At 67.5% G+C, this 16,943-nt stretch carries 4 protein-coding genes; 3 read left to right on the top strand and 1 reads right to left on the bottom strand.

All coding sequences use genetic code 11. The features are described 5' to 3' along the window. Positions 1-279: 279 nt before the first annotated feature. Genes dsbD through dsbG form a run of 3 tightly spaced genes read left to right on the top strand, consistent with a single transcriptional unit; the run spans position 280 to position 3,591 of the window. The gene (gene dsbD, locus ABIB24_RS08055; RefSeq protein ID WP_137164479.1) at positions 280-1,995 is read left to right on the top strand and encodes a protein-disulfide reductase DsbD; all 1,716 of its coding nucleotides are present in this window, start codon (positions 280-282) and stop codon (positions 1,993-1,995) included. After that, positions 1,995-2,831, top strand: a complete 837-nt coding sequence (locus ABIB24_RS08050) for a TlpA disulfide reductase family protein (protein WP_085592815.1) — start codon at positions 1,995-1,997, stop codon at positions 2,829-2,831. The genes dsbD and ABIB24_RS08050 overlap by 1 nt, the downstream gene beginning before the upstream one ends. A gap of 1 nt (position 2,832) precedes the next feature. Continuing rightward, the gene (dsbG, locus tag ABIB24_RS08045) at positions 2,833-3,591 is read left to right on the top strand and encodes a thiol:disulfide interchange protein DsbG (RefSeq protein WP_085614467.1); all 759 of its coding nucleotides are present in this window, start codon (positions 2,833-2,835) and stop codon (positions 3,589-3,591) included. Positions 3,592-3,914: 323 nt separating this feature from the next. On the opposite strand, the gene ABIB24_RS08040 is transcribed toward dsbG, so the two are convergent. Continuing rightward, positions 3,915-16,868 carry a non-ribosomal peptide synthetase gene (locus ABIB24_RS08040; RefSeq protein ID WP_354316291.1) on the bottom strand — a complete coding sequence of 4,318 codons (12,954 nt, stop codon included), beginning with the start codon at positions 16,866-16,868 and terminating at the stop codon, positions 3,915-3,917. Between the last annotated feature and the right edge of the window lie 75 nt (positions 16,869-16,943).

Here is a 16,943-nt window from a genome sequence, read left to right as displayed (position 1 = left end):
TGTGCGCGAACGCTTTGGCGCATGTCTCGATATCGCGTTGTAAGAACAAGGCGGTCGCGTGCACTGGCACAGGCGTTACTGGCCCGAAACAGATGTAGGAGCAGCCTTGTGCTGCGAAGCGCCGCGCGGGCGGCGCTCGATCTCCCAGGCGCAAACAATCCCATGGCATACACCTCCAAGCCCTGATGCGCCCCCCCCCTGACCAAAAACCAGAGTTAACCTTGGGTTAATCGACCCAAGCCAGCATGACCCCTTTCAACGTACTGCCAAGGCGAAGACATGCGCGTCCTCCTGCTCTTCCTGACACTGCTGCTGGCCGGCCCGTTGCAGGCCAACCCGTTCGATGTCAAACCGGACTTCCTGCCGGTCAACCAGGCCTTCGTGCTTACCCACGACCGCCAGGCCGACGGCCAGATGCGCCTGTTTTTCCAGATCCAGCCTGGCTACTACCTGTATCAGAAACGCCTGAAGTTCGACGGCCTGCCTGCCGAACAGCACCCGCAACTACCGGCCGCTCTCAACCACCACGACGAGTTCTTCGGCGACAGTGCGGTGTACCGCGACCAGCTCGAACTGCTGCTACCGGCCGATGCCCGGGGCCAACTGCGCCTAGGCTGGCAGGGCTGTGCCGACGCCGGCCTGTGCTACCCGCCGCAAACCACGTTGGTCGACCTGGGTGGCAGTGTGGCGCCGGCGGCCGAACAAGCCAGTGACCAGGCCCTGGCCAGCGACCTGCAACAAGGCCACCTGGCCTGGAGCCTGCTGGCGTTCTTCGGCCTGGGCCTGTTGCTGGCCTTTACCCCCTGCTCGCTGCCGATGCTGCCGATCCTCGCCGGGCTGGTAATGGGCAATGGCGCCAGTGCCCGGCGCGGCTGGATACTGGCCGGAGTCTATGTACTGAGCATGGCCCTGGTGTATGCCGCCCTGGGCGTGGTCGCCGCGCTGCTGGGTGCCAGCCTGCAGGCCTGGCTGCAGCAACCCTGGCTGCTGGGCAGCCTGGCGGGGCTTTTCGTGCTGCTGGCCCTGCCGATGTTCGGCGCCTTCGAACTGCAACTGCCCGCCGCCGTGCGTGACCGCCTCGACCGCGCCGGGCAAGGCACCCGTGGCGGCAACCTGTATGGCGCGGCGCTGCTCGGCGCGCTGTCCGGCCTGCTGATGGGCCCGTGCATGACCGCGCCGTTGGCCGGCGCGCTGCTGTACATCGCCCAGAGCGGCGACGTGCTGCAGGGGGCGCTGGTGCTGTTCAGCCTCGGCCTGGGCATGGGTGTGCCGCTGCTGTTGCTGGTAACCCTCGGCAACCGCTTCCTGCCCCGCCCGGGTGCCTGGATGAACCGGGTCAAGGGCGTGTTCGGCTTCGTGTTCCTGGGCATGGCGCTATACACCTTGCGCAGCCTGCTGCCCGCAGCATTGCTGCTGGCCCTGAGCGGCGCCTTGCTGATCGCCCTGGCCTGGGCTGCCTGGCCGGCCCTGCAGCGGTTGCCGGCGTTGCGCGCGTTGCCGCTGCTGGGTGCCCTGTGGGGCGGCCTGCTGCTGGTGGGGGCGGCAGCCGGTGGCGACGACATCTGGCAGCCGCTGCGCCCGTTCGCCGGTAGCGGCGCTGCGCCGACCACCGGCCAGCACACCGAGGACGCCTTCGTCACCGTCAGCCGCCCCGAAGACCTGCAACGCGAACTGGATGCGGCCAAAGCCCGTGGCCAGTGGGTGATGCTCGACTACTATGCCGACTGGTGCGTGTCGTGCAAGGTCATGGAAAAACAGGTGTTCGCCCGCAGCGACGTGCAGGCCGGCCTGGCCGGTGTACAACTGCTGCGCCTGGACGTGACCGCCGACACCCCGGCCAGCCAGGCCCTGCTGCAGCGCTACCAGGTACCTGGCCCGCCCAGCATCATCTGGGTCGGCCCGGAAGGCGACGAACGCCGCGCGCGGCGCATCACTGGTGAGGTGGATGCAGCCGCCTTCCTGCAACACTGGACTCAGACCAGGAGCCAAGGCTGATGCTGACCGTAACCCTCGGGCCACTGACCATGGCCCTCAACCACCTGCTGATGCTCACCGCCCTGGTGATCGCCAGCATGGTCGGCTGGTGGGTCGCCCGGCGTGGCGGCGAGAGCCCGGAATCGGCACTGTTCAACCTGTTCCTGATCGGCCTGCTGTGCGCACGCGCCGGCTTCGTGCTGGCCTATTGGCCGATGTACCAGGACGACCTGCTGCAAATCATCGATATCCGTGATGGCGGCTTCCTGTTCTGGTCGGGCCTTGCCGGCATCGTGCTCGGCGCCCTGTGGCAGGGCTGGCGCCATCCGGGCCTGCGCCGTCCGCTGGGCTGGGCGCTGTTCAGCGGCGCGCTGTTCTGGGGCCTGGCCAGCCTCGGTGGCCACCTGTACAGCAAGGGTACCGAACTGCCCGAGCTGAGCCTGCGCAAGGCCAACGGCCAATCCGTAGCGTTGCACAGCTACCGCGGCAAACCGCTGGTCATCAACATCTGGGCCACCTGGTGCCCACCCTGCCGACGCGAAATGCCGGTGCTGCAACAGGCGCAAAGCGCTTACCCGCACGTGACCTTCCTGTTCGTCAACCAGGGCGAGACCCCGGAAAACGTCAGCACCTTCCTCGCCACCACAGGCCTGAGCCTGACCCACGTGCTGTTCGACGGCACCGGTCTGCTGGCCCAGCGCGTCGGTTCCATGGCCCTGCCCACCACCCTGTTCTACGACGCCGACGGGCGCCTGGTCGGCAGCCATCTGGGCGAGCTGTCCCGGGCCAGCCTGCGCCACGCCCTGGAGCCTTTCGACCGGGCCACCGCGCCCGCCCCTGCCGCACAAGGAAACTGACATGCGACTGACTGCACTGCTGCCCCTGTCCCTGGCCCTGCTGGCTGCCCCTACCCTGCAGGCCGAAGAGTTGCCCAAGGCGATTGCGCAACTGCAAGCCAAGGGTGCCGTGATCAAAGGCAGCTTCGACGCCCCCAACGGCCTGCGCGGGTATGCCGCCGAGTACCAGAACAACGGCCTGGCGCTGTACCTCACCCCTGACGGCAAGCATGTACTGGTTGGCAGCCTGTTCGACGAACAGGGCAACGACCTCAGTGCCGAGCCGCTGAAAAAGCTGGTGTATGCGCCGATGAGCAAGGAAATCTGGGCGAAGATGGAGAAAACCTCCTGGATCGCCGACGGCAAGGACGATGCACCGCGCAAGGTGTACCTGTTCAGCGACCCCAACTGCCCGTACTGCAACATGTTCTGGGAGCAGGCACGGCCGTGGGTGGAGTCGGGCAAGGTGCAGTTGCGCCATATCATGGTCGGCATCATCCGCGAGGACAGCCCGGGCAAGTCGGCGGCGCTGCTGGCGGCGAAGGACCCGGCCAAGGCCCTGCAGGAACATGAAAAGGCCGGCAAGGCCAGCACACTGAAACCATTGGCACAGGTGCCAGAGGCGGTGCAGCAGAAGCTGGCGGCGAACATGGCGCTGATGGAAGAAATGGGCTTGCAGGCGACCCCGGCGATCTTCTATCAGGATGACCAGGGTAACCTGCAGAGCCAGCAAGGCGCGCCGCGGCCGGAGTTGCTTGGGAAGATTCTCGGCAAGCGCTGATGTGAGATTGCCGGGGCTGCCTTGCAGCCCATTCGCAGCACAAGGCTGTGGCGGCCCTGTGGGAGCGGGCAAGCCCGCGAAGAACTCAACGCGGTGTATGGCACCGGCTGCGCCGGTGTTCGCGGGCATGCCCGCTCCCACAGGTGCAGCGCCAAACCTCGAGAACAACGCCGTACCTGTAGGAGCGGCCTTGTGTCGCGAAAGGGCCGCATAGCGGCCCCCAAAATGCTGCATAAAAACTGAAATTGCTGGGGCTGCTGTGCAGCCCTTTCGCGACACAAGGCCGCTCCTACAAGGGGCGATGCAGGCCTCACCTGCTCAGGTCACAAGCCCTCCAGCTCGGCCATAAGGTCACTGAGCCGGTCGACCTTGTCGTCATCCAGCACACTGCCCTGCAACCCCTGCACATACACCGCCAGCTCCTCCACCGTGCTGCACTCGAACATCGCCCGCAGCGGCACGTTCAGCTGCAGCTGCTTCTGCACCCGCGAGGCGATCTGCGTGGCCAGCAGCGAATGCCCGCCCAGCTCGAAGAAGTTGTCGTGCACCCCGACCCGCTCGGCCTTGAGCACATCGGCCCAGATACCGGCCAGTACCTCTTCCAGCTCGTTGCGCGGCGCCTGGTAGGCCTGGCTGTGCTGGCCACCGATGTCGATGGCCGGCAGGGCCTTGCGGTCGAGCTTGCCGTTGGCGTTGTGCGGCAGGCTGTCGAACCAGCCCCAGTGCAGTGGGACCATGTACTCCGGCAACTCGGCACGCAGGCGCTGCTTGAGCTGTTCCAGCAACGCAGCGTCGGCTGCAACGCCCTGATGCGCCACCAGGTAACCCACCAGGTGCTTGCCATTGACGCCCTCCTGCACGCCAACGGCAGCGTCGCGGAGCTCCGGCTGTTCGTGCAGGCGGGCTTCGATTTCACCCAGTTCGATGCGGTAGCCGCGAATCTTCACCTGATGGTCGATGCGCCCGACATACTCCAGCACCCCGCCCGGGCGCTGCCGCGCCAGGTCGCCGGTGCGGTACAGGCGTTCGCCCGGCGCACCATATGGATGGGGAATGAACGCCAGCGCCGTGCGCACCGGGTCGCCGACATAGCCACGGCCCACGCCGGTGCCGGCCACGCACAGCTCACCTGTCGCACCCAGTGGCACCAGCGCCTGGTCCTCGCCGAACAGGTACAGGCGGTTGTTGTCGGTCGGCGTGCCGATCGGCAGGTAGCTGCCACGGGTCGAGGCGGCATCGACGCGGAAGAACGCCACGTCATCGGAGCACTCCGCCGGGCCGTAGGCGTTGACCAGGCCGATCTGCGGGTAGCGCTGCAGCCACTGCGCCGCCAGCTCCGGTGGCATGGCTTCGCCGGTCGGCAGCATCCAGCGCAGGCCATCGAGGGCCTGGTGGTCGTTGGCCAGCATACCCTGGATCAGCGACGGCACGCTCTCCAGCACGCTGATGCCGGTGGCCTGCACATGCGCCAGCAGGCCCTGCGGGTCATGGGCGATGGCGTTCGGCACGATCTCCACCCTGGCGCCGAACAGCGGCGCGGCAAGGAACTGCCACACCGAAATGTCGAAGCTCTGCGAGGCCGTCTGGGCGATCACGTCGTGCTCGCCGAGAGCCAGGTACGGCACCTTGCTCAGCTGGTTGTTGAGCATGCCGCGCTGCTCGACCATCACCCCCTTCGGCAGGCCGGTGGAGCCTGAGGTGTAGATCACATAGGCGAGGTTATCCGGCCCGCTGTGAATGCCGGGGTTGTGGCTGGCCACCGGGCTGGCCTGGATGTCTTCCCAGACCAGCAACTGCGGCCGTGCCGCCACTGCAAGCTGGTCCAGCAACTGCCGCCCTTGCCCGGCACAAGCCGCGCTGCACACCAGCACGGGTGTACGGCTGAGCTGGATGATGCTTTGCAAGCGCGCCGCCGGCAGGCCCGGGTCCAGTGGCAGGTAGCCGGCGCCGGCCTTGAAGCTGCCGACGATCATGCCCAGCAGCGGTAGCCCACGCTCGGCCAGCAGTGCCACCGGCTGGTCCAGGTTCACACCCGCCGCGATCAAGGCATGGCCCAGGCGGTTGGCCGCCAGGTTCAAGCCGGCGTAGTCGTAGGACGCGTCCAGGCAGCGGGCCACGGTACGTTGCGGATGTGCGGCCACCTGCGCCTCGAACTGCGCGATGTAGCTCTGTTCCAGTGGATAGGCGCGCGCGGTACGGTTGCAGTCCTCCAGCAAGAAACGCTGCTCCTCGGCGCCCAGCAACGGCAGTGCGCTCATCTCCCCTTCAAAGCCTTGCACCAGCGCCAGCAGCAGGCGCTTGAACTCGGCCAGCAGGCGCTCGACGGTCGGGTAGTCGAAGTAGCGCTGGTCGAACGACAGATGCAGGCCAAGGTCATCGCCCGGGTAGCACACCGCTGTCAGCGGGAAGTTGGTGTGGGTACGGCCCGAGTCGGAACTGGCATTCAGGTGCTGGGCGTGGTCGAGCACGGCAGTTTCCACCGGCGCGTTCTCGAACACGAACAGGCTGTCGAACAGCGGCTGGCCCTTGGGCAGTTCGCTGCACTCCTGGATCGCCACCAGCGGCAGGTATTCATATTCGCGCAGCTCCATGTTGCGCTCCAGCAGGCCTTGCAACCACTGGCGCACACTGCAGCGCTCACCCGCCACCGGCAATTGCACGCGCAGGGCGACGCTGTTGATGAACAGGCCGACGGTACGCTGCATCTGCGGCATGCTCACCGGGCGCCCGGCCACGGTCACGCCAAAGGCTACGTCGCGGTCGCCACTGTAGCGCGCCAGTACCAGGGCCCAGGCCGCCTGGGCGAAGGTGTTGACGGTGAGCTGGTGGGCCTGGGCCAGTTCACGCAGGCGCACGCCGTCGCTCACCGCCAGGCGGGTGTAACAGTCGCCGACGACCATGCCGCTACCGGCATGGTCGTGGCGCAGCGGGCGGTCGCTGGGGATGGGGGTGGCGCGTTCGAAGCCGGCCAGGTTGGCCTGCCACCAGGCTCGCGCGTCGTCCAGGCCCTGGCGTTGCAGCCAGCCGATGTAGTCGCGGTAGCGCGGTGGCACCGGCAAGCGGGCCTGGCGCCCCTCGCCGAGGGCCTGGTAGATCTCGAAGAAATCGTTCATCAACAGCGAACGGCACCAGGCATCGATGAGGATGTGATGGTTGCTCATCATGAACCAGTAGCGCTCGTCGGCCACACGCACCAGGCGCAGGTGGAACGGCGCCTCGCTGAGCAGGGCGAAACCAGCCTCGCGTTCCTGCTTGTGCAGGGCCTGCAGGCGCTGCTCCTGGGCGTCGTCGTCGAGGCCACGCCAGTCCTGGTAGTCCACCTGCGTGTTGCCCGGCTTGTGGATGATCTGCAGCATCGCCTCGCCGGTGTTCCAGCTGAACGATGCGCGTAGCGCTTCGTGGCGCGCCACCACCGCCTGCCACGCCTGGGCGAAGCGTTCGGGGTCGAGCGCGCTGTTGATGCGGTAGCGGTCCTGCATGTAGTAGAGGCCGGTGCCCGGCTCCAGCAGGGTGTGCAGCAGCATGCCTTCCTGCATCGGCGTCAGCGGGTAGACGTCCTCGATTTGCGCTGCCGGTACCGGCAGCGCGTCGATCTGTGCCTGGGTCAGGTGCGCCAGCGGGAAGTCCGATGGCGTGAAACTGCCGTTGCCATCAGCCAGGCAATGCTCGACCAGCGCCAGCAGCTCCTGGCGATAGGCTTCGGCCAGGCTGGCGATGGTCCGCTCGTCGTAGCGTTCGGCACTGAAGGTCCAGCGCAGTTGCAGGGCGCCGCCATACACTTGGCCATCGACACTCAGCCAGTTGGGCAGCGGTGCATCGAGGTCGTGGGCCAGGCCTGCCGGGGCGTCCAGCGGCTGGAACAGGGCTGTGCTGTCGAACTGCTGGTCGAACTGGCCCAGGTAGTTGAAGGTGATGCGTGCCTGCGGCAGGGCCGCCATCTGCTCGCGCCCTGCCGTATCGGCCAGGTAGCGCAGAACGCCGTAACCCAGCCCTTTGTGCGGCACCTGGCGCAGCTGCTCCTTGATGCGCTTGATCGAGCCTGCCCGCGCCGCATCGTCCTCGCCTGGCAGCGGGCGCAGGCTCAGCGGGTAGGCGTTGGTGAACCAGCCGACGCTGCGGGTCAGGTCCATGTCTTCGAACAGCCCGTCACGGCCATGGCCCTCAAGCTGTACCAGCACTTCTTCATCGCCGCTCCAGCGGCACAGGGCACGCGCCAGCGCGGTCAGCAGCAGGTCGTTGACCTGGGTGTGATAGGCCGCCGGGGCCTGCTGCAGTAACTGCCGGGTCTGCGCCACATCCAGGCCGATGGCCAGGGTACGGGCGTGGCGGTGCAGGTTGCCGCCCTGCGGGTGATCACATGGCAGTTCACGGCGCACGCCACCCAACTGGCCTTGCCACCAGCCCAGCTCGTCGCGCAGCGAATCGCTGCCGGCATAGCTGGCCAGGCGTGCGGCCCAGTCGCTCATGGCGTGGGTCTTGGCCGGCAGCGGTTGGCCACGGTACAGCGCCTGCAGGTCTTCCAGCAGCACGCGCCACGACACGCCATCGACCACCAGGTGATGGATCGCCAGCAACAGGCGCTGGCCGCCCTGCCCGTCATTAACCAGCAAGGCGCGCAACAGTGGGCCCTGTTCCGGGTCGAGGCTGCGTTGCAGGTCGGTATACAGCGGCTGGCAATCGGCGAAGTCGGCGACCGTGGCTGTCCACAGCAATTGCCCGGTGGCAGGCGAAGCATATTCGGCCTGCCAGCGGCCCTGGGCCATGCCAAAGCGCAGGCGCAGGCTGTCGTGGTGCTGCACCAGGGCGGCCAAGGCTCGCTCCAGTATCCCCTCATCCAGCGGCTTGCGCGCCTCCAGCAGAACAGCCTGGTTCCAGTGCTGCGGCTGTGGCACTTCACTGTCGAAGAACCAGTGCTGGATCGGCGTGAGGCCGGCCTGGCCCTGGCGCTGGCCCTGTTCGATGCTGCTGGCGGCTTCGCTGCGCTGAACGATGGCGGCCAGGGTCTGGATGGTCTGATGCTGGAACAGGTCGCGCGGGGTGAACTGCAAGCCGGCCTGACGAGCCCGGCTGACTACCTGGATCGACAGGATCGAGTCGCCGCCCAGTTCGAAGAAGTTGTCCTGCACGCCGACCCGGGCAACGCTGAGCACGTCGCGCCAGATCTGCGCCAGTTGCGCTTCCACCTCGTTGCCAGGCGCCTGGTACTGCTGGCGTGCCTGTTCCAGGTCCGGCAACGGCAGCGCACGGCGGTCGAGCTTGCCGTTGCCCATCAGCGGCAGGCTGTCGAGCAGCACCAGGTGCGCCGGCACCATGTAGTCCGGCAGGTGCTGGCGGGCATCGGCTTTCACCGCGTCGCGCAGCAGGCCCTGGGCCTCGCTGTCGGCAGCGGCCTGCCCGCACACCAGGTAACCCACCAGTTGCTTGCCGCCCGGCAGGTCGAGGGCCAGCACCACAGCTTCGTCGACATCGGCATGCGCCTGCAGGCGGCTTTCGATTTCGCCCAGTTCGATACGGAAACCGCGAATCTTCACCTGCTGGTCGGCGCGGCCGACGTACTCGACCAGGCCATCGCTGCCCAGGCGCACCAGGTCACCGGTGCGATACAAGCGCCCGCCTTCGCTGCCGAACGGGTCGGCGACGAAGCGCTCGGCGCTAAGGCCCGGGCGGTCGTGGTAACCCTGGGCCAGGCCGGCACCGCCGACATACAGCTCGCCAATAGCGCCTTGCGGCAACAGGGCAAGGTCTTCGTCGAGGATGTAGGCCGTGCGGCTACCGATGACGCGGCCGATCGGTACGCTGCCCAGCTCCGCCGGCAGTGTCTGTGGTGCCAGGCAGGCCAGCGGCATGACCACGGTTTCGGTCGGCCCGTAGGCGTTGAAGAACTGCTGCGGCGCGAAGGCCTGGCGGATGCGCTGCAGGTGTTCGCCGGTCAGCGCTTCACCACCGGTAATGACCAGGCGCACTGGCAACTGCTCGCCCTGCCCGGCCAGGTACTGCGCCAACTGGCTGCCGTAGCTGGGCGTGAAGCCAAGGATGCTCACCTGCTGCTCGCGCACCAGTTGGCAGATGTCTTCGGCGCCCCACTGCCCCTGGGCGCGCAGCACCACGCGGGCGCCACACAGCAGCGGCACCCAAAGGCGTTCGCTGGCGGCGTCGAAATTGATCGAATAGAAGTGCAGCTCGCAGTCATCGCTGCGCATGCCGAACGCGTCGATCACCGCCTGGCAATGCATGGCGAACTCGCCGTGGCTGACTACCACGCCCTTGGGCTTGCCGGTGGAACCGGAGGTGTAGATCAGGTAGGCCTGGTGCTGCGGCAGGTTGAGGTTGTCCAGCGGCGCATCGCTGTAGGCCGACAGGCTGGCGCTGTCGTCCTCCAGGCTCCAGTGCGCCACGCCTTCGGGCAACTGCCCCAGGGTTTGCAGCAGCGTGCGCTGGCTGAGCAGCAGGCCGATGCGGCTGTCTTCGATCATGTAGCGCAGGCGGTCGAGCGGGTATTCGGGGTCGAGCGGCACGTAGGCGCCACCGGCCTTGAGGATGGCCAGCAGGCCGACGACCATTTCCAGCGAACGCTCCAGCGCCAGGCCCACGCGCACCTGCGGGCCGACGCCACGCTCGCGCAGGGCGCGGGCCAGGCGGTTGGCCTGCTGGTCGAGTTCGGCATAGGTCATGTGCCGGCCGGCGAAGGTCAACGCGCCAGCGTTCGGCGTGCGCGCAGCTTGGGCGGCAAACAGGCCGTGCACGGTCTGGTCGAGTGCGAGATCCTGCTCGCCTTGCAACTGGCCCGCCAGCACCTGCTGCTCGGCGCTGCTCAGCATCGGCAGCTCACACAGGCGCTGTTGCGGGTTGTCGAGCAGGCCGGCCAGCAATTGCTGCCAGTGCTCGGCCATGCGTGCGATGCGTGGTTCGTCGAACAGGTCGCGGCTGTAGGTCAGGCAGCAACCCAGGCGGCCGTCGAGGTCGGTCACCTCCAGGTACAGGTCGAACTTGGTGGCGCTGGCGTCGTTGACCAGGTAATCCACCTGCATGCCGGCAAGCTGGCGGCTTTGCTGGAAGGCCCAGCGCTGCACGTTGCACATCACCTGGAACAGCGGGTTGTAGGCGCTGCTGCGCGGTGGCTGCAGGGCTTCCACCAGCTGGTCGAACGGCAGGTCCTGGTGCGACTGGCCTTCGATGGCAACCTGGCGTACCTGCTCCAGCAACTGTGCGGCACTCATCTGGCCGTCCAGCTCGCAACGCAGCACCTGGGTGTTGAGGAACGCGCCAATCAGCCCTTCGCTTTCCGGGCGGATGCGGTTGGCCACCGGCGCGCCAATGCGCAGGTCACGCTGGCCGCTGTAGCGGTGCAGCAAGGCGGCCAGGGTGGCAGTCATGGTCATGAACAGGGTCAGGCCGCGCTGGCTGTTGAAGGCATGCACGCGGGCGACCAGCGCCGGGTCGAGCTCGAAGCGGTACAGCTCGCCACGGTGGCTCTGCACTGCCGGGCGCGGGCGGTCGGCAGGCAGCGCCAGTACCGGGTGTTCATCGCCCAGGCGGGCCTGCCAGTAGGCCAGCTGGCGGGCGCCCTCGCCGCTTTCCAGCCATTGCCGTTGCCACACGCTGTAGTCCAGGTACTGCACCGGCAGCGGCGCCAGCGGCGATTCGCGGTCATCGACGAAGGCCTCGTACAGCTCGCCCAGTTCGCGGGCGAAGATGTCCATGGCCCAGCCTTCGGTGACGATATGGTGCAGGGTCAGCACGAAGAAGTGCTCTCGCTCTTGGGCTTTGACCAGACAGGCACGCAGCAACGGACCGCGCTCCAGGTCGAACGGCTGGTGCGCCTGGTCGTCGGCCAGTTGTTGCAGGCGTTGTTGGCGGGCATCGGCGGGCAAAGCGCTGAAGTCCTGCCAGTCGAGGTGCAGGCTGCTGTCTTCGGCCACGCACTGATACGGCACGCCATCGATGCTGGGGAAGGTGGTGCGCAGGGTTTCGTGGCGCACCACCAGCGCCTGCAGCGCACGCTCGAAGGCATCCACATGCAGGGTGCCGCGCAAGCGCGCCATGCCGCCAACGTTGTACGCCGGGCTGCCCGGCTCCATTTGCCAAAGGAACCACATGCGCTGCTGCGAGTACGACAGCGGCACCGCCTGACGGCGGTCGACGCGGGTGATTGCGCCTTGCAGGTTGCGCTCACCGGCAGCACGGATACGCGTGATCTCGGCACAGAAGGCGCCCAGCTCGCTGGCGTCGAACAGGGCCTTGAGCGGCAGCTCGACATCACAGGCCTGACGCGTGCGCGAGACAATTTGAGTGGCCAGCAGCGAATGGCCGCCAAGGGCGAAGAAGTCATCCTGCAGGCCAACGCGCGGCAGGTTCAGCACTTCACGCCAGATGGCAGCGACCTGCTGCTGCAACTCGGTTTGCGGCTCGATGTGCTCCCGCTGCTGCCACACCGGGGCCGGCAACGCCTTGCGGTCGACCTTGCCGCTGGGGCCCAGCGGCATCTGCGCCAGCGGGATGAGTTGTGCCGGCACCATGTAGGCCGGTAGTTGTTCAGCCAGCACCGTCAGCAATGCATCAGGCTGGGCGCTGCCACTGTAGTAGCCGACCAGTTGCGCGCCTACGGCATCCTTGTGAATCAGCACCAGCGCCTGTTCGACCCCCGCTTGCGCCAGCAGGCAGACCTGGACTTCCTCGGGTTCGACACGGAAGCCACGCACCTTGACCTGCTGATCGAGGCGGCCAAGGTATTCCAGCGCCTCGGTCTGCACCTGCCAGCGGGCGCGGTCGCCACTGCGGTACAGGCGCTCGCCATTGCCGTCGGCCCGGGGCACGAAGCGCTCGGCGGTGAGGCCCGACCGGCCCAGGTAACCACGGGCCAGGCCTGCACCGCCAAGGTACAGCTCGCCCGGCACACCGGGGGTGGTCAGTTCCAGCTCGTCGTCCAGCACACGGCACAGCACATTGCCCAGCGGGCGGCCGATCGGCGAGCGTTCGCCATCGGTGGCCTGGCAGTGCCAATGGGTGACGTTGATGGCGGTTTCGGTCGGGCCATAGCGGTTGTGCAACTGCACCTGCGGCAGCACCTGCAGCACGCGGTCACGCAGTGCCGCGGACAGCGCTTCGCCACCGGAGAACAGCCGGCGCAGGCTGCTGCAGGCACCCGCCTGCGGCTCCTGGACGAACACCTGCAACAGCGGCGGCACGAAGTGCAGCGTGGTCACGCCATGGGCCTGCACCAGCGCGGCGATGCGCTGCGGGTCGCGGTGCTCGCCAGGGCCGGCGAGCACCAGCTTGCAACCGGTCACCAGTGGCCAGAAGCATTCCCACACCGAAACGTCGAAGCTGATCGGCGCCTTCTGCATCAGCACGTCGCTGTCGTCCAGCACATAGCTGGCCTGCATCCATTGCAGGCGCTCGGCCAGTGCCGCGTGGGTATTGCCCACGCCCTTGGGCTGGCCGGTGGAGCCGGAGGTGTAGATCACATAGGCCAGGTTGTCGCCATGCAGGTGCAGGCCGGGGGCATGGCTTGGCCAGCTGTCCAGGTGCAGCTGGTCGAGTGCGATGGCGCTGACGCCGTCCACCTGTGGCAGCTTGCCCAGCAGGTTGCTGTGGCTCAGCAGCAGGCCAGCGTTGCAGTCGGCGAGCATGTAGGCCAGGCGCTCGGCCGGGTAATCGACGTCCAGCGGCACATAGGCACCACCGGCCTTGAGAATGGCCAGCAGGCCCACCAGCAGCTGCGGCGAACGCTCGACGGCGATGGCCACGCAGGTGTCGGGGCCGACGCCTTTGTCACGCAGGTAGTGGGCCAGGCGGTTGGCTTGCTGGTGCAACTCGGCGTAATCCAGGCTGCCACCGTCCCACACCAGGGCGGTGCGCTGCGGGGTAAGGCGCGCCTGCTCATTGAGCTGCTCGACCAGCAGGCGCTGCGGCGCCGCGGCGGGTGCCTCGCCCCAGCTCAGCAGTTGCGCGCGGCCATGCTCGTCGAGCAATTGCACCTCGCCCAGCGCCCGCTGCGGCCCGGCACACACCTGCTCGAGCAAGGCCAGCAGGTGCTGGGCCAGGCGCTTGACGGTGCTGGCATCGAACAATTCGGCGGCATAGTCGAAGGCCAGGCTCAGGCGGCCCTGGTGGTCTTCTTCACTGTGCAGCTGCAAGTCGAACTTGGCTTCGCGACTGTGCCACGGCAGCTCTTCGGCCAGCAGGCCCGGCAGGCGGCGCAGGGCAGACAGGTCACGTTGCTGGTGGTTGAACATGACCTGGAACAGGCCTTGCTCGCGAGCCTCGGGCAAGGCTTCGAGCAGTTGCTCGAACGGCAGGTCCTGGTTGGCTTGGGCATCCAGGGTGGCCTGGCGCACCTGGGCCAGCAACTGGTCGAACGGCAGGCGGCCATCGAGTTGCGCACGCAGTACCTGGGTGTTGATGAAGAAGCCGACCACGTCTTGGGTTTCCAGGCGCGGGCGGTTGGCGTTGGGCACGCCGACACGGATATCGGCCTGGCCACTGTAGCGGTGCAACAGCGCCTGCCAGCCGGCCAGCAGCACCATGAACAGGCTGGCCTGCTGTTCGCGGGCCAGGCCCTTGAGCGCTTCGGTGAGCCTGGCCGGTACCTTGAGGTTGAAGCGGGCGGCGCGGTGGTCGCGCTGGCTGGTGCGCGGGTGGTCGGTGCACAGGTCGAGCACCGGCAATTCATCCCCCAGATGCGCCTGCCAGTACTGCAGCTGACGCTCGGCCTCGCCTGCGGCCAGCCACTGTCGCTGCCAGGTGCCGTAGTCGGCATAACCCAGGGTCAGCGCTGCCAGGTTGGCCTCAAGGCCCTGGCAATGGGCGGCGTACAGTTTGGCGAATTCGTCCAGCAGGATGTTCAGCGACCAGCCGTCGGCGACGATATGGTGCAGGGTCACCCACAGTTGATGGTGTTCATCGTCCAGGCGCACCAGGGTCACCCGCAGCAACGGCCCCCGGGTCAGGTCGAACGGCTGGCGAGCTTCGGCTTCACGCTGGGCGGCGACCTGTTCGGCGGCCTGGCCTTCGAGGTCCAGGCGGCGAAGGTCGAACGGCTGCTGCGCCTGGATGCGCTGCAGGGCCTGGCCGTTCTCTTCGGCAAACAGGGTACGCAGCGATTCATGGCGCGTCACCAGCGCCTGGAAGGCCGCTTCCAGTGCGTTTTCATCCAGCTCACCGCGCAACTGCAGGCCGGCCGGAATGTTGTAGGCCGCCGACTGCGGGTCCAACTGCCACAGCAGCCACAGGCGGTTTTGCGCCAGCGACTGGGGCAGCGCCTGGGTGCGTTCCAGGGTAGCGATGGTGCCGACCCGGCCACCGCCTTCGGCGATGATCGCGGCCACGGCCTTGGCGTAGTCAGCCAGTATCGGCGCCTCGAACAGGGTGCGCAGGCCCGGCTCGATACCCAATTCATCGGCCAGGCGTGCGGTGGCGTGGGTGGCGGCGATGGAGTTGCCACCCAGCAGCAGGAAGTGGTCGTCTGCCGCCACCGCCTCGACCTTGAGGATGTCGCGCCACACACCGGCGATGCGTGCCTGCAGTTCATCGCCGGCGGCATCCGTGGCAACGGGCTCGCTCACCTCAGGGAAGCGGGCGTAGCAGTCCAGGCTGCCATCATCCATGCGCAGGCGGCAGGCAGAACGCTGCAGCTTGCCGCTGGAGGTCTTGGGCAGTGCGCCGGGGTTCAGCAGCAGGACCACGGCCGGGGCCTGGCGGCAGGCGTCGGCGATCACCTGGCGCAGGGTCTTGATCAGCGCCTGGGGCTTGATCGCCTTCTGCACGTTGCGGCTGATTTCCACCGCCACGCCAATGCCCTCCTCGCCTTGCTGCTCGACGGCGAACACTGCCACCCGGCCTTTGCGCAGCACATCCACTTCGCGCTCGAGGGTCTTTTCCAGGTCCTGCGGGTACAGGTTCTGCCCGCGCACGATCAGCATGTCCTTCAGGCGCCCGGTGACGAACACTTCCCCTTCGCGCATGAAGCCCAGGTCGCCGGTACGCAGCCAGGTCTGGCCGTCCATCTCGACGAAGGTGCGGGCGCTGGCCTCGGGGTTGCGCCAGTAGCCCAGGGCGATGCTCGGGCCACCGGCCCAGATCTCGCCCACCTGGTTGTCGCCCAGCACCTGCAGGCGTTGTGGTTCGACAATGCGCACGGCATGCCCGGGCTGCGGGTAGCCACAGCTCATCAGCACACTGCCCTTGCCAGGTTCCGCACGGTTGTCGGCAAAGGCTTCGGCGTCCAGCTCCAGCGCGGCGATGCCCTGGCCACGGCGGCTGCCGCTGACGAACAGGGTCGCCTCGGCCAGCCCGTAGCTGGCGAAGAAGCTCTGCGGGTCGAAGCCGCAGGCCTGGAACTTGCCGGCAAAGGCCGCCAGGCTGTCCTGGCGAATCGGCTCGGAGCCGGAATAGGCCACCCGCCAGCGGCTCAGGTCGAGCCCGGCCAGGGAGGCCTCGCTGACCCGCTCGCTGCACAACCGGTAGGCAAAGTCGGGGCCGCCGCTGATGGTGCCGCCGTACTCGCTGATGGCCTGCAACCAGCGCAGCGGCCGGGCCAGGAAGTAGCCCGGCGACATCAGCACACAGGGCACGCCGCTGAAGATCGGCTGCAACAGGCCGCCGATCAGGCCCATGTCGTGGTACAGCGGCAGCCAGCTGACGATCACGTCGTCGGGGTTGAGGTCGATGCCAAAGCCTTGGCGGATCAGTTGCTCGTTGGCCACCAGGTTGCCATGGCTGACCTGCACGCCCTTGGGCAGTGCGGTGGAGCCGGAGGTGTACTGCAGGAAGGCGATGTCATCACCCTTGAGCGCGGGCTCGCGCCAGTTCGCAGCCAGTGCCGGGGCCAGGCCATCCACCGCCAGCAGTTCGGGGGCGTTGGCCGCCGCCAGGGCCTCCAGGCCCCGCAGGCTGTCGTGCAGGGCCGCGACGGTCAGCAGCAAGCGCGGCTCGGCGTCGTCGATGATCGACAGCAAGCGCTGCTGGTGGTGCTGGCGCGCGGACTCCGGCGGGTAGGCCGGCACCGCAATCACGCCGGCATACAGGCAGCCGAAAAACGCCGCTACATAGTCTGGCCCGCTGGGGAACAACAGCACCGCGCGGTCGCCGAAGCTGGCCCGGGTTTGCAAGGCAGCGGCGATGGTGCGCGCACGCTGATCGAGGTCCCGGTAGCTGAGCACGGCCTGCTCGCCGGGAGCGTCGGCCAGAAAGCGCAAGGCGACTTTGTCCGGGGTCTGCGCGGCGCGTTGCGCCAGGGCCTGGACCAGCGAGAGCGGGAGTTCGAAGGCGTCCGTCATGGGGTGTTCCTGCCAGTGTCTGGTTGGGTCGGGCCGGCTGCTGCGCGAACGTGGGCGCAGCGGCATGTGGCGGCC

Origin of the sequence: Pseudomonas sp. UYEF17 (assembly GCF_040546125.1) — a bacterium.
Lineage (GTDB): Bacteria > Pseudomonadota > Gammaproteobacteria > Pseudomonadales > Pseudomonadaceae > Aquipseudomonas > Aquipseudomonas putida_Z.
The sequence above is the reverse complement of the archived record's forward strand: the minus strand, read 5'-3'. Positions and strand labels throughout refer to the sequence as shown.